Origin of the sequence: Streptomyces sp. S4.7 (genome assembly GCF_010384365.1) — a bacterium.
Classification (GTDB): Bacteria; Actinomycetota; Actinomycetes; order Streptomycetales; family Streptomycetaceae; genus Streptomyces.
This window is the reverse complement of sequence record NZ_CP048397.1, coordinates 1,299,282-1,319,054: the sequence shown is the minus strand read 5'-3', so window position 1 is coordinate 1,319,054 and position 19,773 is coordinate 1,299,282. Positions and strand designations below refer to the sequence as shown.

Annotated in this window: 21 protein-coding genes and 1 tRNA gene; 14 read left to right on the top strand and 8 right to left on the bottom strand. The window is 71.6% G+C overall.

Annotated elements, in window-relative coordinates; all coding sequences use genetic code 11:
• Positions 1–33: 33 nt before the first annotated feature.
• Positions 34–468 (bottom strand): ASCH domain-containing protein, encoded by a 435-nt coding sequence (locus SSPS47_RS05805; RefSeq protein WP_164249241.1) that lies wholly within the window; start codon positions 466–468, stop codon positions 34–36.
• 147 nt (positions 469–615) lie between these two features.
• Here SSPS47_RS05805 and SSPS47_RS05800 point away from each other — a divergent pair, with 147 nt between their 5' ends.
• Positions 616–1,281 carry a molybdopterin-dependent oxidoreductase gene (locus SSPS47_RS05800; protein ID WP_164254399.1) on the top strand — a complete coding sequence of 222 codons (666 nt, stop codon included), beginning with the start codon at positions 616–618 and terminating at the stop codon, positions 1,279–1,281.
• Positions 1,223–1,945, top strand: a complete 723-nt coding sequence (locus tag SSPS47_RS05795) for a cytochrome b/b6 domain-containing protein (RefSeq protein WP_164249240.1) — start codon at positions 1,223–1,225, stop codon at positions 1,943–1,945. The genes SSPS47_RS05800 and SSPS47_RS05795 overlap by 59 nt, the downstream gene beginning before the upstream one ends.
• A gap of 25 nt (positions 1,946–1,970) precedes the next feature.
• Here SSPS47_RS05795 and SSPS47_RS05790 read toward each other — a convergent pair whose 3' ends face one another.
• Together SSPS47_RS05790 and SSPS47_RS05785 are read right to left on the bottom strand one after the other, a co-directional pair.
• Positions 1,971–3,377 carry a gluconate:H+ symporter gene (locus tag SSPS47_RS05790; RefSeq protein ID WP_164249238.1) on the bottom strand — a complete coding sequence of 469 codons (1,407 nt, stop codon included), beginning with the start codon at positions 3,375–3,377 and terminating at the stop codon, positions 1,971–1,973.
• 67 nt (positions 3,378–3,444) lie between these two features.
• On the bottom strand, positions 3,445–3,975 hold the full coding sequence (locus SSPS47_RS05785) for a gluconokinase (protein WP_164249235.1): 531 nt from the start codon (positions 3,973–3,975) through the stop codon (positions 3,445–3,447).
• 131 nt (positions 3,976–4,106) lie between these two features.
• Between SSPS47_RS05785 and SSPS47_RS05780 the strand changes: the two genes are divergently transcribed.
• The 3 genes from SSPS47_RS05780 to SSPS47_RS05770 all read left to right on the top strand — a co-directional run bounded on the left by SSPS47_RS05780 (position 4,107) and on the right by SSPS47_RS05770 (position 6,593).
• The gene (locus SSPS47_RS05780) at positions 4,107–4,808 is read left to right on the top strand and encodes an FCD domain-containing protein (RefSeq protein WP_147877402.1); all 702 of its coding nucleotides are present in this window, start codon (positions 4,107–4,109) and stop codon (positions 4,806–4,808) included.
• 70 nt (positions 4,809–4,878) lie between these two features.
• Positions 4,879–5,964, top strand: coding sequence for an S-(hydroxymethyl)mycothiol dehydrogenase (locus SSPS47_RS05775; RefSeq protein WP_147877401.1), 1,086 nt, complete (start codon positions 4,879–4,881; stop codon positions 5,962–5,964).
• The gene (locus SSPS47_RS05770; RefSeq protein WP_164249234.1) at positions 5,964–6,593 is read left to right on the top strand and encodes an MBL fold metallo-hydrolase; all 630 of its coding nucleotides are present in this window, start codon (positions 5,964–5,966) and stop codon (positions 6,591–6,593) included. The genes SSPS47_RS05775 and SSPS47_RS05770 overlap by 1 nt, the downstream gene beginning before the upstream one ends.
• A gap of 54 nt (positions 6,594–6,647) precedes the next feature.
• On the opposite strand, the gene SSPS47_RS05765 is transcribed toward SSPS47_RS05770, so the two are convergent.
• Positions 6,648–6,732: transfer RNA gene (locus SSPS47_RS05765), tRNA-Leu, on the bottom strand.
• Between the two features lie 127 nt (positions 6,733–6,859).
• Here SSPS47_RS05765 and SSPS47_RS05760 point away from each other — a divergent pair.
• The 3 genes from SSPS47_RS05760 (at position 6,860) to SSPS47_RS05750 (ending at position 9,408) form a co-directional block, all read left to right on the top strand.
• A complete protein-coding gene (locus SSPS47_RS05760; protein WP_164249232.1) occupies positions 6,860–8,185 on the top strand; it encodes a M20/M25/M40 family metallo-hydrolase in 1,326 nt (441 codons plus the stop codon).
• Between the two features lie 135 nt (positions 8,186–8,320).
• Positions 8,321–8,554, top strand: coding sequence for a chaplin ChpH (gene chpH / locus SSPS47_RS05755; protein WP_147877398.1), 234 nt, complete (start codon positions 8,321–8,323; stop codon positions 8,552–8,554).
• A gap of 134 nt (positions 8,555–8,688) precedes the next feature.
• Positions 8,689–9,408 carry a chaplin gene (locus tag SSPS47_RS05750; protein ID WP_164249230.1) on the top strand — a complete coding sequence of 240 codons (720 nt, stop codon included), beginning with the start codon at positions 8,689–8,691 and terminating at the stop codon, positions 9,406–9,408.
• An 81-nt stretch (positions 9,409–9,489) separates the two neighbouring features.
• Here the strand turns inward: SSPS47_RS05750 and SSPS47_RS05745 are convergent, their stop codons facing one another.
• On the bottom strand, positions 9,490–9,678 hold the full coding sequence (locus tag SSPS47_RS05745; protein WP_164249228.1) for a DUF5703 family protein: 189 nt from the start codon (positions 9,676–9,678) through the stop codon (positions 9,490–9,492).
• 47 nt (positions 9,679–9,725) lie between these two features.
• Here SSPS47_RS05745 and SSPS47_RS05740 point away from each other — a divergent pair, with 47 nt between their 5' ends.
• Positions 9,726–10,397: a hypothetical protein gene (locus SSPS47_RS05740; protein ID WP_147877396.1), complete on the top strand. Its 672-nt coding sequence runs from the start codon at positions 9,726–9,728 to the stop codon at positions 10,395–10,397.
• Positions 10,398–10,484: 87 nt separating this feature from the next.
• On the opposite strand, the gene SSPS47_RS05735 is transcribed toward SSPS47_RS05740, so the two are convergent.
• Together SSPS47_RS05735 and SSPS47_RS05730 are read right to left on the bottom strand one after the other, a co-directional pair.
• Entirely contained in the window at positions 10,485–12,542 is a 2,058-nt protein-coding gene (locus tag SSPS47_RS05735; RefSeq protein WP_239065222.1) for a helix-hairpin-helix domain-containing protein, read from the bottom strand.
• Positions 12,543–12,997: 455 nt separating this feature from the next.
• A complete protein-coding gene (locus tag SSPS47_RS05730; RefSeq protein WP_164249226.1) occupies positions 12,998–13,981 on the bottom strand; it encodes an aldo/keto reductase in 984 nt (327 codons plus the stop codon).
• Between the two features lie 150 nt (positions 13,982–14,131).
• Between SSPS47_RS05730 and SSPS47_RS05725 the strand changes: the two genes are divergently transcribed.
• Together SSPS47_RS05725 and SSPS47_RS05720 are read left to right on the top strand one after the other, a co-directional pair.
• A complete protein-coding gene (locus tag SSPS47_RS05725) occupies positions 14,132–15,184 on the top strand; it encodes an LLM class F420-dependent oxidoreductase (RefSeq protein WP_164249224.1) in 1,053 nt (350 codons plus the stop codon).
• A 261-nt stretch (positions 15,185–15,445) separates the two neighbouring features.
• A complete protein-coding gene (locus SSPS47_RS05720; protein ID WP_164249222.1) occupies positions 15,446–16,228 on the top strand; it encodes a ferritin-like domain-containing protein in 783 nt (260 codons plus the stop codon).
• A 186-nt stretch (positions 16,229–16,414) separates the two neighbouring features.
• On the opposite strand, the gene corA is transcribed toward SSPS47_RS05720, so the two are convergent.
• Positions 16,415–17,428 carry a magnesium/cobalt transporter CorA gene (gene corA / locus SSPS47_RS05715; RefSeq protein WP_164249220.1) on the bottom strand — a complete coding sequence of 338 codons (1,014 nt, stop codon included), beginning with the start codon at positions 17,426–17,428 and terminating at the stop codon, positions 16,415–16,417.
• A 121-nt stretch (positions 17,429–17,549) separates the two neighbouring features.
• Between corA and SSPS47_RS05710 the strand changes: the two genes are divergently transcribed.
• The 3 genes from SSPS47_RS05710 to SSPS47_RS05700 all read left to right on the top strand — a co-directional run bounded on the left by SSPS47_RS05710 (position 17,550) and on the right by SSPS47_RS05700 (position 19,749).
• Positions 17,550–18,254, top strand: coding sequence for a histidine phosphatase family protein (locus tag SSPS47_RS05710; protein ID WP_164249218.1), 705 nt, complete (start codon positions 17,550–17,552; stop codon positions 18,252–18,254).
• A gap of 107 nt (positions 18,255–18,361) precedes the next feature.
• A complete protein-coding gene (locus tag SSPS47_RS05705) occupies positions 18,362–18,952 on the top strand; it encodes a DUF3090 domain-containing protein (protein ID WP_164249216.1) in 591 nt (196 codons plus the stop codon).
• Positions 18,916–19,749, top strand: a complete 834-nt coding sequence (locus tag SSPS47_RS05700) for an SCO1664 family protein (protein WP_164249215.1) — start codon at positions 18,916–18,918, stop codon at positions 19,747–19,749. The genes SSPS47_RS05705 and SSPS47_RS05700 overlap by 37 nt, the downstream gene beginning before the upstream one ends.
• Positions 19,750–19,773 lie beyond the last annotated feature (24 nt).

Genomic DNA, 19,773 nt, shown 5'->3' with positions numbered 1-19,773 from the left:
GGGACGGCTTACGGCCACCGGTCCACCGGCGCACTACAGGCGTTCGACGACCCGGAAGCGTTCCGCCACCACCAGCGTGCCGTCGTGGACCGTGAACGACGGGTCGCCCAGCGCGTCCCGCATCTCGTCGCTGTGCCAGAACGCCTCGTGGCCCGCGCGCCAGGCCTCGACCGACTCGTATCCCTCGCCCTCGTCCAGCGCGTGCTGGAGATCGACCTGCCCCAGCGGCAGCACCCGTACCTCCGTCAGCTCCGTCACGGCGACCTCACGGCCCTGCGAGTCGATCAGCGCCGAGCGTTCACCGACCGGCGGCAGTTCCTCCTTCTCCGCCTCGTACTCGGCCAGCAGGCCCGTCGTCGAGACCTTCTCCCCGCGCAGCACGGCGGCGACCAGCTGATCGCGCAGCGGCCCGGGGAAGGCGAGCAGAAAGGGCGGGAGGGGTTCGCGGTGCTCCTGGGGCTTCTCCATGGGCGTCAGTCTGCCGGACTCTGACGAAACCATGACGGAATCCCGGCGCCCCTGGTTTCCGGGCCCCGGCGGTGTTCGAATCGGTGCGTGACCACTCCACAAGGCGACCAGGAGGGCACGCCCGTCGGGCGGCGCCTGGTGCTCTCGATGCTCGGACTCGGCGCGGCGGGCGTCCTCACCGCGCCGTATCTCCAGCGTGGACTCGAAACCTTCCTCGGCGCGGCGTCCGACCGTGACCCGACGGGGCTGACCGGCCTGCTGCCCAACGGGAGCGGGTTCCGCTACTACTCGGTGGCCACCTCCGTACCCCGCAAGGGCCCCGAGGACTACCGGCTGACGGTGGACGGGCTGGTCGACCGGCCCACCACGTACACGCTCGACGCCCTGCGCAAGCTGCCGCAGACCCGCCTGGTCCGGGACGTGCAGTGCGTCACCGGCTGGCGTGTGCCGGACACTCCGTTCGAGGGCGTACGGCTGTCGCGCATCCTCGACGCGGCGGGGGTACGGCCCGGCGCGAAGGCGGTCCGCTTCACCTGCTTCGACGGCACGTACACCGAGAGCCTGACCTTGGAGCAGGCCCGACGGGCCGACGTGCTGGTGGCGCTGAAGATGCAGGACAAGCCGGTGGAGCACTCGCACGGCGGTCCGGTACGGCTCTACGTGGCGCCCATGTACTTCTACAAGTCGGCGAAATGGCTCTCCGGGATCTCCGTCACCTCCGACGTCCGCCCCGGCTACTGGGAGGAGCGCGGCTATGACGTCGACGCCTGGGTCGGGCGGTCCAACGGCCGCGCCGACACCCCGACGGTCTGACCGGCGGGAAGACCCGCACGGCGACCCGCCGGACACGACACCGGACACGACACCGGACACGCCCCCCCGGCTTCGCCGGCGGTTCAGCCGCGCCGAGCGGCTGGTCCACCGCACCACGGCCGCGCTGATGCTGCTGTGCGTGGCGACGGCGGCCTGTCTGTACGTGCCGCAGCTCGCCGAACTCGTCGGCCGACGCCATCTGGTGGTCACCCTGCACCAGTGGTCGGGACTGCTGCTGCCCGCGCCGTTCCTTGTGGGTCTCGCGTCCCCGTCCTTCCGCGCGGATCTGCGGCGGCTGAACCGTTTCGCGCCGCACGACAAGGAGTGGCTGCGCGCGGTACGCAGGCGCGACTTCCGGCCCGAATCGCGGCCGTCGGGCAAGTTCAACGCCGGCCAGAAGGTGTACGCGGGCTGGATCGCCGGAGCCGTACTGGTCATGCTCGCCACCGGGCTGATGATGTGGTTCACCGGGCTGACACCGCTGGTGTGGCGGACGAGCGCCACCTTCGTCCACGACTGGCTGTCGCTGGCCGTGGGGCTCGTGCTCGCCGGGCACATCGGGATGGCGTTCGCGGACCCGCGGGCGCGTCACGGCATGCGGACCGGATCGGTTCAACGGCCGTGGGCGGAGCGGGAGCACCCTTTTTGGAAGGAAGAGGAGTGACCCGCCCCGCCGTGCCGGGTGCGCGCTAAAGGATCAGCGAGAGCAGCATCACGAAGCCGAGACCGACCACGGAGATGATCGTCTCCATCACCGACCAGGTCTTGACCGTCTGGCCGACGTCCATCCCGAAGTACTCCTTCACCAGCCAGAATCCGGCGTCGTTCACATGGCTGAAGAAGAGCGATCCGGCGCCGATCGCCAGGACCAGCAGCGCCGCGTGCGAGGTGGACATGTCCGCGGCGAGCGGCGCCGCCAGACCCGCTGCGGAGATCGTCGCGACGGTCGCCGAACCGGTCGCCAGCCGGATCGCCACCGCGATCAGCCAGCCCAGCAGCAGCGCCGGGATCGACCAGTTCTCGGAGAACTCCAGGATCATCTGGCCGACGCCCGCGTCGATCAGGGTCTGCTTGAAACCGCCGCCCGCGGCGACGATCAGCAGCACGCCCGCGATGGGCCCGAAGGACTTCTCGACGGTCGAGGCGAGCCGGTCCTTGGTGAATCCGGCGGCGCGTCCCAGGGTGAACATGCCGACCACCACGGCGGCGAGCAGCGCGATCAGCGGCGAGCCGACGACATCGGCGACCTTCTGGACCTGGTTCTCCGGGTCGTCCACGACGATGTCGACCAGTGCCTTGACCAGCATCAGGACGACGGGCAGCAGGACCGTCGCGACGGTGGCGCCGAAGCTCGGGCGCCGGTCGGTCTCGTCGGACGGGCGCTTCTCCAGCGTCTGGAGCATCCGCTCGGGCGGCTGGATGTCCACCCAGCGCGCGGCGTAGCGGGAGAACACCGGACCGGCGATGATCACCGTCGGTACGGAGATGACCAGGCCCAGCGCCAGAGTGACGCCGAGGTCGGCGCCGATGGCGTCGATCGCGACGAGCGGGCCGGGGTGCGGCGGGATCAGTCCGTGCATGACGGAGAGGCCGGCCAGTGCCGGGATACCGATCCTCATCAGGGAGAAGTTGCCGCGCTTGGCGACCAGCAGCACCACCGGTATCAGCAGCACGATGCCGACCTCGAAGAACAGCGGCAGCCCGATCACCGAGGCGATGAGGACCATCGCCCAGGGCATCGCGCGCCCGCTCGCCCGGCTGAGGATCGTGTCGACTATCTGGTCGGCGCCGCCCGAGTCCGCGAGCAGCTTGCCGAGTATCGCGCCGAGCGCGATCAGCACGCCGACGCTGGCGACGGTGGAGCCGAGACCGGCGGAGAAGCTGGTGATCGTGTCGCCCAGGGACGCGCCGGCGAAGGCGCCGAGTGCCAGTGTGCCGATGGTCAGGGCGAGAAAGGCGTGCACTTTGAACTTGGTGATGAGCAGGACGATGACGGCAATACCGGCGAGAACGGCGATGCCCAGCTGCGTGTTGCCGGCCGAGGTGATCGGTTCTACGGCGTCCGCTGCCAGCGTCTCGACGCTGAGACTGGTCACGGGGGTTCCTCAGTTCGGGGAGTTCGGGGAGTCGGGGGAGTTCTTCCGGGCGGGCGGGCCCTGCCCGTCAGGCGGGTTCGGGCTGTTGGGGACGGTCCAGACGGCGAAGTGCGGCGACACCCCGTTCGGTGATCTCCTCGGGGGTGCCCGTCACATCGACGGCGACGCCCGCCTCGTCGTCGCCGAGCGGCTGCAACGTGGCGAACTGGGAGTCCAGCAGGGCGGTCGGCATGAAGTGCCCCTTGCGGTCGGACATCCGACGCTCGATCAGGGCGCGGTCACCGGTGAGATGCAGGAAGACGGCGTCGGGCGCCGCAGCCCGCAGCCTGTCGCGGTAGGCGCGCTTGAGCGCCGAACTGCTGACCACTCCGCCGAGACCGGCCCGGTCGTGCGCCCACCGCCCGATGGCGTCGAGCCAGGGCCGGCGGTCGTCGTCGTCCAGCGGGGTGCCGGCCGACATCTTGGCGATGTTCGCCGGGGGGTGGAAGTCGTCGCCCTCGGCGTACGGGACGCCCAGTGCGGAGGCCAGCAGGGGACCGACGGTGGTCTTGCCGGTACCTGCCACGCCCATCACCACGACGACGTGGGGGGTGCTCATCTGATGCCTCGCTGTCTTCACGTGCTCCGCTGCTTCCGCGCTACTGAAACCCATATGTACGACGTATTCAAGAGGTCGTAACCCACACGTCATATTTTTTCTTCGCCGTACCCGCCCCGTAGGCTTCCGTCATGACCACAGAAGGCCGGGGCCTGCATACCCATGTGCTCGACACCCTCGGTCTCGCCATCACGGGGGGCGAGTACCCCGTGGGCGGCGTCGTGCGCACCGACGAGGTCGCCCAGCGCTTCGACGTCTCGCGCACCGTCGTACGCGAAGTCGTCCGCGTCCTGGAGTCGATGCACCTCGTGCAGTCGCGGCGCCGCGTCGGCGTCACGGTGCTGCCCGCCCGCGAGTGGAACGTCTACGACCCACGGGTCATCCGCTGGCGGCTCGCGGGCAGCGACCGGCCGCGCCAGCTGCGCTCCCTGACCGTGCTGCGCTCCGCGATCGAGCCGGTCGCCGCCGGTCTCGCCGCCCTCCACGCCACGCCCGAGCAGTGCGCCGCCCTCACCGAGCAGGCGCTCGGGATGGTCGCCACGTCGCGCGGCCACCAGCTGGAGGGCTATCTGCGGCACGACATCGCCTTCCACCGGGTGGTTCTCGACGCGTCGGGCAACGAGATGTTCGCCCGCCTCGGCGATGTGGTCGCGGAGGTCCTGACGGGCCGTACGCGGCACGAGGTGATGTTCCACGACCCGGACCCGGCGGCCGTCACCCTGCACGTACAGGTCGCCGAGGCCGTACGGGAGCGGGACGCGGCCCGCGCGGAGGAACTGACGCGGGAGATCGCCGTCGGCGCCCTCCAGGAACTCGACGTACTGGCGCCCTGACCGGGAGCGCGTGCGCCCGCGGCGGTGTCAGACTTGCCTCTTCAGGCTCGATGGAGAGGCAGGTCCTGGCATGTCGCAGCAGGTGCAAGGCGTCGTGGCGCCCGGCAAGAACGAGGCGGTTCGGGTCGAGACGATCGTGATCCCCGATCCCGGCCCCGGCGAGGCCGTGGTGAAGATCCAGGCGTGCGGTGTCTGCCACACCGATCTGCACTACAAGCAGGGCGGGATCAACGACGACTACCCCTTCCTCCTCGGACACGAGGCGTCGGGTGTGGTCGAGTCGGTCGGCGACGGTGTCACCGACGTCGCCCCCGGTGATTTCGTCATTCTCAACTGGCGTGCCGTCTGCGGCAGCTGTCGGGCGTGCCTGCGGGGCAGGCCCTGGTACTGCTTCAACACCCACAACGCGAAGCGCAAGATGACCCTGACGGACGGCACCGAGCTGTCCCCCGCGCTCGGCATCGGGGCCTTCGCGGAGAAGACGCTGGTCGCCGCCGGACAGTGCACCAAGGTCGACCCGGCCGTCTCACCGGCCGTCGCCGGTCTGCTGGGCTGCGGCGTCATGGCCGGCATCGGCGCGGCGATCAACACCGGCAACGTCGGCCGGGGCGACTCCGTCGCCGTCATCGGCTGCGGCGGGGTCGGCGACGCGGCGGTCGTCGGCAGCCGACTCGCGGGCGCGGCCCGGATCATCGCCGTCGACATCGACGACCGCAAGCTGGCCACGGCGAAGGCGATGGGCGCCACCCACACCGTCAACTCCCGCTCCACCGACGCCGTCGAGGCGATCCGGGAGCTGACCGGGGGCTTCGGCGCCGATGTCGTCATCGAGGCGGTCGGCCGCCCGGAGACGTACGAACAGGCCTTCTACGCACGCGACTTGGCCGGCACGGTCGTCCTGGTCGGCGTCCCCACCCCCGAGATGAAGCTCGAACTGCCGCTGCTCGACGTCTTCGGCCGCGGCGGCTCGCTCAAGTCGTCCTGGTACGGCGACTGTCTGCCCTCCCGCGACTTCCCCATGCTCATCGACCTGCACCAGCAGGGCCGGATCGACCTGGGCGCGTTCGTCACCGAGACCATCGGACTCGGCGACGTCGAGAAGGCGTTCGCCCGGATGCACGAGGGCGACGTCCTGCGTTCGGTGGTGACGCTCTGATGGCCGCCCGTATCGACCACCTCGTCACCTCGGGCACCTTCTCGCTCGACGGCGGCACCTGGGACGTCGACAACAACGTCTGGATCGTCGGCGACGACACCGAGGCGATCGTCATCGACGCGGCCCACGACGCCGGGGCCATCGAGCGCGCGCTGGGCGGACGGACACTGCGCGCGATCGTCTGCACCCACGCCCACAACGATCACATCGACGCGGCACCGGCCCTCGCCGCCGCGACCGGGGCGCCCATCCTGCTCCACCCGGACGACCTCCCGCTGTGGAAGCAGACCCACCCGGACCGCCTCCCGGACGGCGAACTCGCCGACGGCCGGACCCTGTCGGTGGCCGGCGCCACCCTGACGGTGCTGCACACCCCGGGCCACGCGCCCGGCGCCGTCTGCCTGTACGCCCCCGGCCTGTCCACGGTCTTCACCGGTGACACGCTCTTCCAGGGCGGTCCCGGCGCCACCGGGCGGTCCTTCTCGCACTTCCCGACGATCATCGAGTCGATCCGCGACCGGCTGCTGACGCTGCCCCCGGGGACAGTGGTCCGTACCGGCCACGGCGACTCGACCACCATCGGCGACGAGGCGCCGCAACTGGACGAGTGGATCAGCGCCGGCGGCTGAGTACGCGCCGCGAACAGCGAAAAGCCCCTGCTCGGCAGGGGCTTTTCCGGTGAGTGTCCGAGGGGGGACTTGAACCCCCACGCCCGATAAAGGGCACTAGCACCTCAAGCTAGCGCGTCTGCCATTCCGCCACCCGGACAAGGTGTCCGCCGGGCGACCCGAGGCCGTTCCGACGTGGAAAACCATAGCAAACATCGGGCGCTGCCCGATCCCGCCCCGGTGGGAGGATGGGACGACCACCGGCAACGACAGCGGGAGTGAGCAGCGTGAGCGAGTCGAACACGGGCGGGACGGTCCGGGGCGAGGACGAGGTCGTCGACCTCTGCCGCGACCTGATCCGGATCGACACCAGCAACTACGGCGACCACTCGGGCCCCGGCGAGCGGCTCGCCGCCGAGTACGTGGCCGAGAAACTGGCCGAGGTGGGACTCGAACCGAAGATCTTCGAGTCGCACAAGGGCCGTGCCTCCACCGTGGCCAGGATCGCCGGCGAGGACCCCTCCAGGCCCGCGCTGCTCATCCACGGCCACACCGACGTCGTCCCCGCCAACGCGGACGACTGGACGCACGACCCGTTCGCCGGTGAGATCGCCGACGGCTGCCTCTGGGGGCGCGGCGCGGTCGACATGAAGGACATGGACGCCATGACCCTCGCCGTGGTGCGGGACAGGCTCCGCAGCGGGCGCAAGCCCCCGCGCGACATCGTCCTCGCCTTCCTGGCCGACGAGGAGGCGGGTGGTACGTACGGGGCGCGGTACCTCGTCGACAACCACCCGGATCTCTTCGAGGGCGTCACCGAGGCGATCAGTGAGGTCGGCGGCTTCTCCTTCACCGTCAACGAGAACCTGCGGCTGTATCTCGTCGAGACGGCGCAGAAGGGTATGCACTGGATGCGGCTGACCGTGGACGGTACGGCCGGCCACGGCTCGATGACCAACACCGACAACGCCATCACCGAACTCTGCGAGGCGGTCGGACGGTTGGGCCGGCACGAGTGGCCGGTGCGGATGACGAAGACCGTGCGGTCCTTCCTCGACGAGCTGTCCGACGCGCTGGGCGTACCGCTCGACCCCGAGGACATGGAGGGCACCCTCGCGACGCTCGGCGGCATCGCGAAGATGATCGGCGCCACCCTGCGCAACTCCGCCGCGCCCACCATGCTCGGCGCGGGCTACAAGGTGAACGTGATCCCCGGCCGGGCGACCGCCCATGTGGACGGCCGCTTCCTGCCCGGCTACGAGGAGGAGTTCCTCGCCGACATCGACCGGATCCTCGGCCCGCGCGTGCGGCGCGAGGACGTGCACGGCGACAAGGCCCTGGAGACCAGCTTCGACGGCAAGATCGTGGACGCCATGCAGACCGCGCTCGTCGCCGAGGACCCGATCGCGCGGGCCGTCCCGTACATGCTCTCGGGCGGTACGGACGCCAAGTCCTTCGACGACCTCGGCATCCGCGGCTTCGGCTTCGCCCCGCTCAAGCTCCCGCCGGAGCTGGACTTCGCCGGGATGTTCCACGGCGTGGACGAGCGGGTGCCGCTGGACGGCCTGAAGTTCGGCGTACGGGTGCTCGACCGCTTCATCGACGCCTGCTGAGCCGGGTATTCGACAGCGCGTACGCACGCGACTGAAAAGAGTGAATGCGACCATACGCTCGTAGCCCGATTACTTCCTTCTCGTTACAGGTGTGCGGTCCGAGGTTGGGACCGCGTTTGCCAACGAGGAGGAATAATGATCAAGAAGGTCGTCGCCGCTGCGGCTGCCACCGGCAGTCTCGTGCTCGCGGGCGCGGGCATGGCCGTTGCCGACTCCGGTGCCCAGGGTGCCGCTGTCGGGTCCCCCGGTGTGCTCTCGGGCAATGTCATCCAGGTGCCCATCCACATTCCGGTGAATGCGTGCGGCAACACGGTCTCCGTGATCGGGCTGCTGAACCCCACCTTCGGCAACACCTGCGTCAACGCGTGACGTTGTACCTCAACCCGTAAGGGTCTGAGCCCGGGCGGCCCCGGAGTGCGTGCCATGCACTCCGGGGCCGCTGGGCCTCAATCCCCAGGCGGTCGTGCCGGGGGTAACCGGAAGGCAGAAGGCAGGAACAAGCTATGAGACAGGTCACGCGCAAAGGCCTGATCACCGTTGCGGCGGCCGGCGGCGTATTCGCCATCGGCGGCGGCTACGCACAGGCCGAATCGGCCGCGGACGGAACGGCGTCGAACTCCCCGGGCGTGCTGTCCGGGAACAACGTCCAGGTCCCGGTGCACGTCCCGGTCAACGTCTGCGGCAACACCGTCGATGTCGTCGGGGTGCTGAACCCCGCCATGGGCAACAGCTGTGCGAACGCCTCCGACGGTGGCGGCGGCTCGCACGGCGGCAAGGACCGCCCCGGAGGCAACGGGTCGCAGGGCGGGCACGGCGGCGGCTCGCACGCCGGGGGAGGCGCCGGCAACTCACCCGGTGTCGGCTCCGGCAACGTCATCCAGGTGCCGATCGACGTCCCCGTGAACGTCTGCGGGAACAGCGTCGACGTCGTCGGGGTGCTGAACCCCGCGTTCGGCAACGAGTGCGCGAACAACGCGGGCACCCCCGCGCCGCCACCCGAGAAGCCCGAGGAGCCGGTCACCCCCGAGCCTCCGACGGACCGCGTCGTCCCGCCGGCCCCGAACCACCCGGACACGAAGGCCGTCGACCGGCCCGCCGCCCCGGAGGGCACCGAGGTGCTGGCCGAGACCGGCGCCGGCGGCCTCGGACTGGTGATCCCGGCCGGCGCGGCCCTGCTTCTCGCGGGCAGCGTCATCTACCGCCGCACCCGCGCCGCCGCGTAACAGCGCGAGTACGGCGGGTCCCCGGCCCGGTACGGCACGGGGCGGGTCCCCGCACACAGCGGGTCCCCGCCCCGTCGCCGTTCACCAGGTGGCGCGTACCTGACGGATGATGCGCCGGCGCAGCCGCACTCTGCGGCTGCCGTCCCGGTGGAGGCTCAGTCGGTCCATTTCCCAGTGTCCGTACTCGGCGTGGTCGGTCAGCAGGCGGGTCGCGTCGCCGCGGGACACCCCGCGCGGCACGTACACGTCGACAAATTCGTATTCCGGCATCGCATCTATTGTGCGGGCAGAGGCCCGGTACGGATAGCGTCTGCTCTATGTCTGATGCTGCGCAGCCCACGGCTGCCGAGGTACGTGCCGCCGCCGAGGCGGTCAAGGTCGCGCTGGACCGTCACCTCGCGGCGGTCGAACGCCGTACGGGGGAGGACGACCCGGCCGTTTCCGAGGCGTTCAACGCCCTTGCCACCGCGGCGGAGGCGTACGACGAGCGGCTCTACGACCTCTACGACGAGGTCACCCCGTTCGAGATTCCCGGCACGGACGACTCCCTGCCGCCCTACCGAGGACCCGAGGAGCCGAACGCGCTCAGCGTGCTGATCCGCCGTGACTACGCGGTGGCGGAGCCGCGGAGACTGCTCGCCCAGGCACAGCGCATCGCCGATGTCGACGGGGACGCCGAGACCGTGGCGGTCGTCGGCGCCAGTGTGCACGCCGCTGTGGGCGTGCTCTTCGGCGAGTACGAACCCGACGAGATCGCGTCCCGGCACAAGGAGTTCGGCCTGGAGGAGGGCGACTCCACCCTGTGGGTGTCGGCCGCCGACGACCTTCCGGAGCCCGGTGAATGGCTCGGCGCACCCTTCGAGCAGGCCGATCCGCAGCAGGTCGTCTGCCGCTTCGACGTCAGCTCGGTCTTCGACGAGGACGAGTTCGACGGCATCGGCGGCAGCCGCCTCGGTGACCTCGGTGACCTGGAGGAACAGGACGCCTGACGGCTCGCCCACGACGGCCGTCGGCCCGCCCCCGGGATTCGTGGGCGGGCCGACGGCCGTTCGGGTCGCATCGCTCATTCACACCGCTCACACGGCGGGCGTCAGCAGGACCTCCAGGAGCGTACGGAGCCGTGTCGTCCGCTCGGCGGCCGGAACCCCGGCCACCGCGTGCGCGAGCGCCTGGTCGACGCCGTGGACCACCGACAGATGGCGCTCGCCCCGGCCGAAGGCCGTGTACACCCAGGGCCGGTTCAGGGCCTGCGCGGCGTCACCCGGCAGGACCACGACGGCGGCAGGCCACCGCATCCCCGCCGCCTGGTGCGCGGTGAGCGCCCAGCCGTGCCGTACGACCGACTCGACCAGCTCCCTGGGCACCACGACGGGCACCCCGTCGCAGTCGAGACGGAGCCCCTCCGCGTCCGCCGAGACGACCGAGCCCGTCAGGGTCCGGCCCGGCGCGGGCACATAGGCGACCCGGTCGTCCGGGTCGAAACCGCCGAACCGGCCGGGGCCGGGATTCAGCCGCTCCTTGAGCGCCGTGTTCAGCGCGCGCGTCCCCACCGCGCCGCCGTGCCCGACCGTGATCACCTGCGTCTGCCCGGACGGCACACCGATGGCGCGCGGCACCGAGTCGGCGACGAGCTGCACCGTACGGTGCACGGCCTCGCCCGCGTCCCGCACGGGCACGATCACGATCTCCTTGCCGGGAGCCTCGACCTGGTTCAGCTCACCGACGCCGATGCCGGAGACCAGCTCGCCGAGCGGGCCGGGGTCGGGCGTGCGCGAGGCGATCTGCGGGCACACACGGGCCGCCAGCAGATCGGTGAAGACCCGTCCGGCGCCCGCCGACCACAGCACTCCGGGGTCGCCGGAGAGGACCAGCCGCGCGCCGTCGGGCAGCGACTCGACCAGCACCGTCGCGGTCTCCACGTCCAGTTGGGGCGCGTCGAGGACGAGGAGGAGGTCGAGGTCCAGCGCGCCGTCCGCGTCCCGCCCCGGCCCCTCCGTGCCGGACAGCAGCCCCGCGACGGTGACGGCGCCCGCGCCCAGCCGGCGCCGGCCGTTCTCGCTGTGCGCGGCGACGACCGGCCGCAGACCGAGCGTGCGCACGGCCTCGGCCAGGGCCACCGGCTCGGCACGCGCGGCCTCGCCGCCCGTGTGGACCACCAGACCGTGTCCGGCGACCGCGCGGATCAGCTCGGCCGCCGAGGGAGACGGAGCCTGCGCCGCCGCCTCGTCCCAGGACGCCCCCTGGGCGGTCTTCACCAGCCGGGCCAGACCGTCGGCGAGGCTCTCCTCGGCGAGGGCGTACCGGTCGAGCCCGAGCAGGACGGGCACGGCCGGGCCGTCGGCGGCGCCGTCCGCCGCCTCGTCCTCCGTGTCCCCCTCGGCGTCCTCGACGCCGTCCTGGAACACCAGCACGGCGCCTTCCGCGATCGCGTGCTGGAGGGCCTGGTCGGGATCGGGCACCGACCGCTCCGCCAGCGCGGCCCGCACCGCCGGAAACGTGAGCGCGGTGTGTCCCCGCAGGGCGGCGCGCTCCAGCAGCCAGCCGACGAGAGCGGTGGCCCGCCGCTCGTCACCGGGGCCGCAGCCGTCACCGAGGAGGGCGCGGGCGAAACCGTCGGCCTGTTCGGGCCGGACCCCGGGGACGGACAGCAGGAGCCACGGGTCCTCGCGCAGCGCGTCGCCGGCCCGCTCCCCGAGGGTGGCGGTGACCTGCGGCGCCAGCGAGGGCGGCGCGCCGCCCCCGGTGAGCACGGCGGTCACGGCCGCCACGGCCTCCGGAGCGGTCGCGGGGGCGGGCTCGGCGGCCCGGGGCCGGTTCTGGGCCGGTACGGCGGGGGCCGCGGGCTCGGGAGCGGCGACGGGAGCCACCGGGCGGGCCGGGGCTGCCTGACCGCCCTCCATGGCCCGTACGGCGGCGAGCAGGTCCGCCGCCTGCCCGCTGAGCTTGGCGCCCGCGGGGATGGGGCCCTCCTTCTCGGCCTTCCGCCGCGCGATCCGCTCACGCAACTCCCGCTGCGCGGCGATCTCTACCTCGGCCTCGGACGGCTGCGCCACCGCCTGCCCCTTGGCGGGGGCGCTGTCCACGGCGGAACCGTCCCCGCCCTGGTCCCCGTCCCCGGCGGGGGTACCGCCCACGGCGGGGGTACCGCCCACGGCATCGTGGTTTTCCAGCGGGCTCGAGCCCCCGCCCGAGCCGGTGTCCTCGCCCGCTTCGCCGTCTTCGCCGGGTGCGGCCGGGTCCCCGCCCTGGTCCCCGGCGGTGGCGGTTCCGCCGCGCGTACCGGGTGCGCCTGTGCGTTCGTCCCCCGAAGGGCTGACCCCGTCCGGCGCCCCGTCCGGCGCCCCCTCCGGGGCGGTGTTCTCGCCCGGTTCCCCGTCCTCGCCCGGTGCGGCCGGGTCCCCGGCCCGGTCCCGGTCCCCGGCGGGGGCGGACCCGTCGGGCGCACCGCCGACGGGCACCGTGGCGCTCGTCGGGTCGTTCGCGGCTGTGCCGTCCCCGCCCTGCGCCGAAGGCGACTCGGGCTCCTCCGTGACTGCGGTGTCGCGGTCCTCGGCGGGGGAGCCGGGGGTCGTCCCCCGGGTAGGCACAGTCACAGCGTGCTCCAGTCCTGATCGGGATAGCGGTGCACGGGCGCCGACACATCGTCGAGCGCCTGGCAGATCTCGTCCGGAAGCCTAAGGCTCTCCACTGACAGCGCGGCCGTGAGCTGCTGCGCGTTGCGCGCCCCGACGATCGGGGCGACCACGCCCGGCCGGTCCCTGACCCACGCCAGCGCCACTTCCAGCGGCGTCGTCGCCAGCCCCTCCGCCGCCGTCACCACCGCGTCGACGATGCGGCTCGCCGGTTCGTCGAGATACGGCTCCACGAACGGGGCCAACAGCTCCGACGCGCCACGGGAGTCGGCGGGCATGGAGCGCCGGTACTTGCCCGTCAGCACCCCCCGGCCGAGCGGTGACGAGGGCAGCAGCCCGACCTCCAGATCCACGGCGGCCGGCAGCACCTCGCGCTCCACGCCCCGTTGCAACAGGGAGTACTCCATCTGTGTGCTGGCCAGCCTGGTCCGCACCCCGGGCGCGGCAAGCTGCCAGGTCGCCGCCTTGGCGAGCTGCCAGCCCGAGAAGTTCGACACCCCCGCATACCTCGCCCGGCCGCTGCTCACGGCTATGTCGAGCGCCTGAAGCGTCTCCTCCAACGGTGTCCCGGTGTCGAACGCGTGGAGCTGCCAGAGGTCGACATGATCGGTCCCCAGCCGCTCCAGCGAGGCGTCCAGGGCGGAGAGCAGATGCCCGCGCGACCCGTTGAAGCGTCTGTACGGATCCGGCACGCTGCCCGCCTTGGTGGCGATCACCAGATCGCGGCGCGGCAGCAGTCTGTCCACGAGCTGCCCGAGCAGATACTCGGCCTCCCCGCCCCCGTACACATCGGCGGTGTCGACGAGAGTGCCGCCCGCCTCCCAGAAAGCCTTCAACTGGTCGGCGGCGTCGTGCTCGTCGGTGTCGCGCCCCCAGGTAAGCGTGCCGAGTCCGATCCGGGACACTCGCAGGCCGGTACGGCCGAGATGCCTCTGCTCCATGACCGCTGAGATTACTGGCCGTGGCCCCACTCGCAGTGAGCCTGTGGACAACCCGCCCCCGCCGGACGCCCGATGCCGCCCCTGACGGATGCCGACGCCACGCGCTAGAGTCCCGGCACAGGGACGTTACTGATCAGTAAGGGAGTGGTTATGCGGCTCGGCATCAATCTCGGCTACTGGGGCGCCGGAATGGACAGCGACAACCTCGCCGTCGCCCAGGAGGCCGACCGGCTCGGCTACGACGTCTGCTGGGCAGCCGAGGCGTACGGCTCCGACGTCCCCACCGTGCTGAGCTGGGTCGCCGCCCGGACGGAGAGCATCGACGTCGGCTCGGCGATCATGCAGATCCCGGCCCGTCAGCCCGCCATGACCGCGATGACGGCCGCCACGCTGGACTCCCTCTCCGGCGGCCGGTTCCGCCTCGGCCTCGGCGTCTCCGGGCCGCAGGTCTCCGAGGGCTGGTACGGCGTGAAGTTCGACAAGCCGCTGGCCCGCACCCGCGAGTACGTGGAGGTCGTCCGCCGCGCGATGTCCCGCGAGCGCCTCTCCTACGAGGGCGAGCACTGGACCCTGCCGCTGCCCGGCGGTCCCGGGAAGCCGCTCAAGCTCACGGTCCACCCCGAGCGTGAGCACATCCCGCTCTACATCGCCGCGATCGGCCCCAAGAACCTGGAACAGACCGGCGAGATCGCCGACGGCGCCCTGCTGATCTTCCCCTCGGCCGAGCATCTTGAGGAGACCGCGCTCAGGCATCTGCGCGCGGGCCGCGAGAAGGCCGGTCTGACCATGGACGGATTCGACGTCTGTCCGACCCTGCCGATCGCGCTGGGCGACGACATCGACGCGCTGGCCGACATGTTCCGCCCGTACACCGCGCTCTACGTGGGCGGAATGGGCAGCCGTAAGCAGAACTTCTACAACCAGCTGGCCCAGCGCATGGGGTACGAGCGCGAGGCCGCGGAGATCCAGGACAAGTACCTGAGCGGCGACAAGGACGGGGCCGGCGCGGCCGTACCGCACCAGCTGATCGACTCGACGACGCTGCTCGGCTCGGTGGAGCGGATCGCCGGCCGGATGAAGGCGTACGCCGCGGCCGGTGTCACGACGCTGACGCTCGCTCCCGCCGGCTTCACCCTCGACGAACGGCTCGCGGCCCTGCGCGCGGGCACCGAGGCCCTGGAACTGGCCGGCCTCGTCACCTGAGGCGGTACGAGACGCCATCCGGACGGACGAGGAAGTCCGCGGCCGTGGTGGGGGCTCGGGGGTCTTCCCCGCCACGGCCGTCATGAAGGACAACGCCCCGCCCCTCCACCCGGTTACGCGCCCCCGCATACGTACGGACGTGCCCCCGGGTCTCCCTCCTTCGGCCGAGTCAGGGCCCTGAGCTGTTGCCTGTTCCCCCGTGTCGGATTTGACTCCTTGTGCCGGTGTCTGTGGGGACATCCGGCATGGAGGTGGCATTCGATGCTCTCGGCCCGAGGCCTGTTCGCGGAAATCCTCGACAACGACGACTCCTTCCGGCTCTTCTGCTCCATCGCGGCAAGCGGCGAGGCCCAGGGCGGCTGGGAGAACGGCCGTATCGCCGCGCTGGTACCCGAAGGGATGCGGGATCTCGCACCCAAGATCACCCGGCACGGCGCCGACGAGGAGAAGCACGGTCGGATCTTCGACGCGCTGCTCAAGCGGCGAGGTCTGGAGCCGGTCGACGTCCCGCCCGCCACCGACTACACGATGCTGCTCGAAAAGCAGGGTATCGGCCTCCCGCACGACAAACTGCGCCGGAACGACCCGCTGACCGAGGAGGACGTCGTCGTCTACCTCTCCCACAGCCGGGTGACCGAACAGCGTGCCGCCGACCAGATGGACATGCTGGTGAGGTACTTCGGCGACCACCCGCTCGTCGGCAACGCCATCAAGATCATCAGTGCCGACGAGGTCAACCACCTCGCCTACTGCCACGAGGAGTTGCTGCGCCTCGCGCGCCGGGGTCACGGCCGCACCATCCACCGGGTGCTCCAGGAGAGCGCGCGGGCCGAGATCCGGATCTACCGCGACGTCAGCATCGCCGTGATGGACCACATGGGACGCGTCCTGGGCTGGCCCCGGGCCAAGTCGGCGCTGCTGACCGCCGGGATCCACGGTCTGTACGCGGTGGAGCGGGCGGGCGGCTGGCGTCGGATGGCCAGCCTCTCGATGCCGGAGCGACGCGACGCGCTGGGCGGCCCGGCGACCGCCGCCGCTTTCTGAGCCGTCGCCGCGCCGCCGCGTCGCCACGTCGCCGCGCCGCCACGTCGCCGCGCCGCCACGTCGCCGCGCCGCCACGATCGGCACGCCGGAACGCCGGAACGCCGCCACGATCGAAACGCCGGGGCCCCAGGGACGCCGGCCCCTCCTCGCCCCGGGGCGGCGCCGGGCCGGCGACCGGTCGAGCCGTCAGAGCCAGCCGTTGCGCTTGAACAGCCGGTGCAGGAATGTCACCGCGCCCACCATCAGGACCAGCGCGGCCGGATATCCCCACACCTGACCGAGTTCCGGCATGTGCTGGAAGTTCATGCCCCAGATCCCCGCGAGCAGCGTCGGCACGGCCGCCATCGCCGCCCAGGCCGAGATCTTGCGCATGTCGTCGTTCTGCCGCACGCCCATCTGCGCGAGATGGGCGGACAGGATGTCCGACAGGAGCCGGTCGAGCCCTTCCACCTGCTCGTTGACGCGCGTCAGATGGTCGTCCACGTCCCGGAAGAACGGCTGCGACCGCTCCTGGACGAAGGGGACCCCGGAGCGCGTGAGCCGCGAGATCGGCGCCGCCAGCGGCCCGGCGGCCCGGCGGAACTCCAGCACCTGCCGTTTGAAGGTGTAGATCCGCTCCGCGGCCGGCTGGTCGCCCGCCTCGCGGCGCCCCGAGCTGCCCTCGGTGGGCGCGAAGACCTGCGACTCCAGCTCCTCCAGGTCGACCTGGAGTTCGGAGCCGACGTCGAGGTAGTGGTCGACCACCGCGTCACTGACGGCGTAGAGAACCGCGGTGGGCCCGTGCTTGAGCACCTGGGGCTCCGATTCCAGCCGTTGGCGTACGGCGTGCAGGGGCGCGCCCTCGCCGTGCCGGATCGTCACCACGAACGAGTCGCCGACGAAGACCATCAGCTCACCGCTGGAGACGGTGTCGTGCTCGGAGTCGTACACCACCGGCTTCAGCACCATGAACAGGGAGTCGTCGTAGACCTCCAGCTTGGGCCGCTGATGTGCCTTGAGGGAGTCCTCCACCGCCAGCGGGTGCATGCCGAACTCGCTGCTGACGCGCTCGAACTCGTTCTCCGTCGGCTCGTGCAGCCCGACCCAGAGGAAGGCGTTCCCCTCGGCCCGCGCCTCGGCGAGGGCGTCGGACAGATCGGCGGGCCCGTCCGTACGGCGCCCGTCGCGGTAGATGGCACTGTCAACGATCACGCCGGACATTCTTCCCGGGCAGCGGACTTTGACGCACCTGCGCCGCGTCCGCGCCGCGCGCGCCGTACGCCCGGTGCCCGTCGCCCGGGAGACGGCCGCCTCCGTCGGCGGAGCGTTTAGGCTGGCCGCCATGGCCACCCTGATCCTCGTACGGCACGGGCGCTCCACCGCCAACACCTCGGGCGTCCTCGCCGGCCGGACCCCCGGCGTCGCGCTCGACGAGCAGGGCGTCGCACAGGCCGCCGCCCTGCCGGGACGGCTCGCGGGTCTGCCGCTCGCCGCCGTCGTCACCAGCCCGCTCCAGCGCTGCCTGGAGACGGTCCGGCCACTGCTCGAGGCCCGCCCCGGCATCGAGACGCACCAGGAGGAGCGGATCAGCGAGTGCGACTACGGCGACTGGTCCGGGCGCAAGCTCTCGGAACTGGCCGACGAACCGCTGATGTCGCACGTGCAGCAGCACCCCTCGGCCGCCGCGTTCCCCGGCGGTGAGTCGATGCGCGCGATGCAGGCACGCGCCGTGGACGCCGTACGGGACTGGAACACCCGCGTCGAGGCCGAGCACGGCGAGGGCGCCGTCTATCTGATGTGCTCGCACGGCGACATCATCAAATCCCTGGTGGCCGACGCGCTCGGCATGCATCTCGACCTCTTCCAGCGGATCCACGCCGACCCGTGTTCCGTCACCGCCATCAGGTACACCCGGCTGCGCCCGTTCGTGGTGCGGCTGGGCGACACCGGCGACCTCGGCTCCCTGGCACCGCGTGAGAGCGGCGAGAGCGGAAAGAAGGACGGCGGCGGTACGGCGGTCGTGGGCGGTGGCACCGGCGCGCCGTGATCTCCGCGCGCAGTAGGGTGGACGGGCCGTCCGTGCCACCCCGGAGCTTTCGCTCTCCGGGTGCCCCCGGCCCGCCCCTTTCCGTCAATTCCCAAGGGAGACAGGACGTGTCCCGTCAGGTGTTCCTCTACGACCCGCCGGACCGCTTCGTGGCCGGTACGGTCGGGCTGCCTGGCCGCCGTACGTTCTTCCTCCAGGCATCCGCCTCGGGCCGCGTCACGAGCGTGGCCCTGGAGAAGACCCAGGTCGCCGCGCTCGCCGAGCGGATCGATGAGCTGCTGGACGAGGTCGTGCGCCGTACCGGCGGCAACGCGCCGGTGCCCGCCGTGGCACCCACCGACGTCGCCGACGCCGCACCGCTCGACGCACCCGTCGAGGAGGAGTTCCGGGTCGGCACCATGGCGCTGGCCTGGGACGGCGACGAACAGCGCATGATCGTCGAGGCCCAGGCCCTGGTCGAACTCGACGCGGACACCGACGAGGACCTCGCCGACGCCGAGGAACGGCTGCTCCAGGACGAGGAGAACGGCCCGCCGATGCTCCGCGTCCGGCTGTCCGGCGCCCAGGCGAGGGCCTTCGCCAAACGTGCCCTGGACGTGGTCAACGCAGGCCGGCTGCCGTGCCCGCTGTGCAGTCTGCCGCTCGACCCGGAGGGACACGTATGCCCGCGCCAGAACGGATACCGCCGCGACGCATGAGCGTGACAGCGGTCGATCTGATCACCAAGGGCGAACTGGCCGTGCGCGGCCGGATCCGTGAGGCCTCCAACGCGGTTCTGTACTGCGCGGTGTCGTACGAGGGCGAGGAGGCGCTGTGCGTCTACAAGCCCGTCGCGGGGGAGCAGCCGCTCTGGGACTTCCCCGACGGGACGCTCGCCCGGCGCGAGGTGGCCGCGTACGAGATCTCCGAGGTGACCGGCTGGGGTCTCGTCCCGCCCACGGTCCTGCGTGACGGTCCGTACGGCGAGGGCATGTGCCAGCTGTGGATCGAGGCCGACGAGAGCGACGCCCCTCCCCAACTCCTCGCCCTGGTCGAGGAAAAGGAGCCGGCCGAGGGCTGGAAGGCGATCGGCTTCGCCGAGGTCGGCGAGGGCCGTACGGCGCTGCTGGTGCACGCGGACGACCCGCGGCTGCGGCGGCTCGCCGTCCTCGACGCCGTGATCAACAACGGCGACCGCAAGGGCGGCCATCTGCTTCCCGCGGCAGGCGGCCGGCTGTACGCGATCGACCACGGCGTCACCTTCAACGTGGACGACAAACTGCGCACCCTGCTCTGGGGCTGGGCGGGGGAGCCGCTGCCCGCCGAGGCCGTGACCGTGCTGGACCGGCTGGCCGCCGAACTGGCCGAAGGCACCCCGCTCACCACCCGGTTGGCCGAATTGATCACACCGGCCGAGACGGAGGCCGTCCGGTCCCGGGTCCAGGAGATGCGCCGTACGGGACTTCATCCGAAGCCGTCCGGACAGTGGCCCGCGATCCCCTGGCCGCCGGTCTGACCGTCGACCACACATCAACAGGCC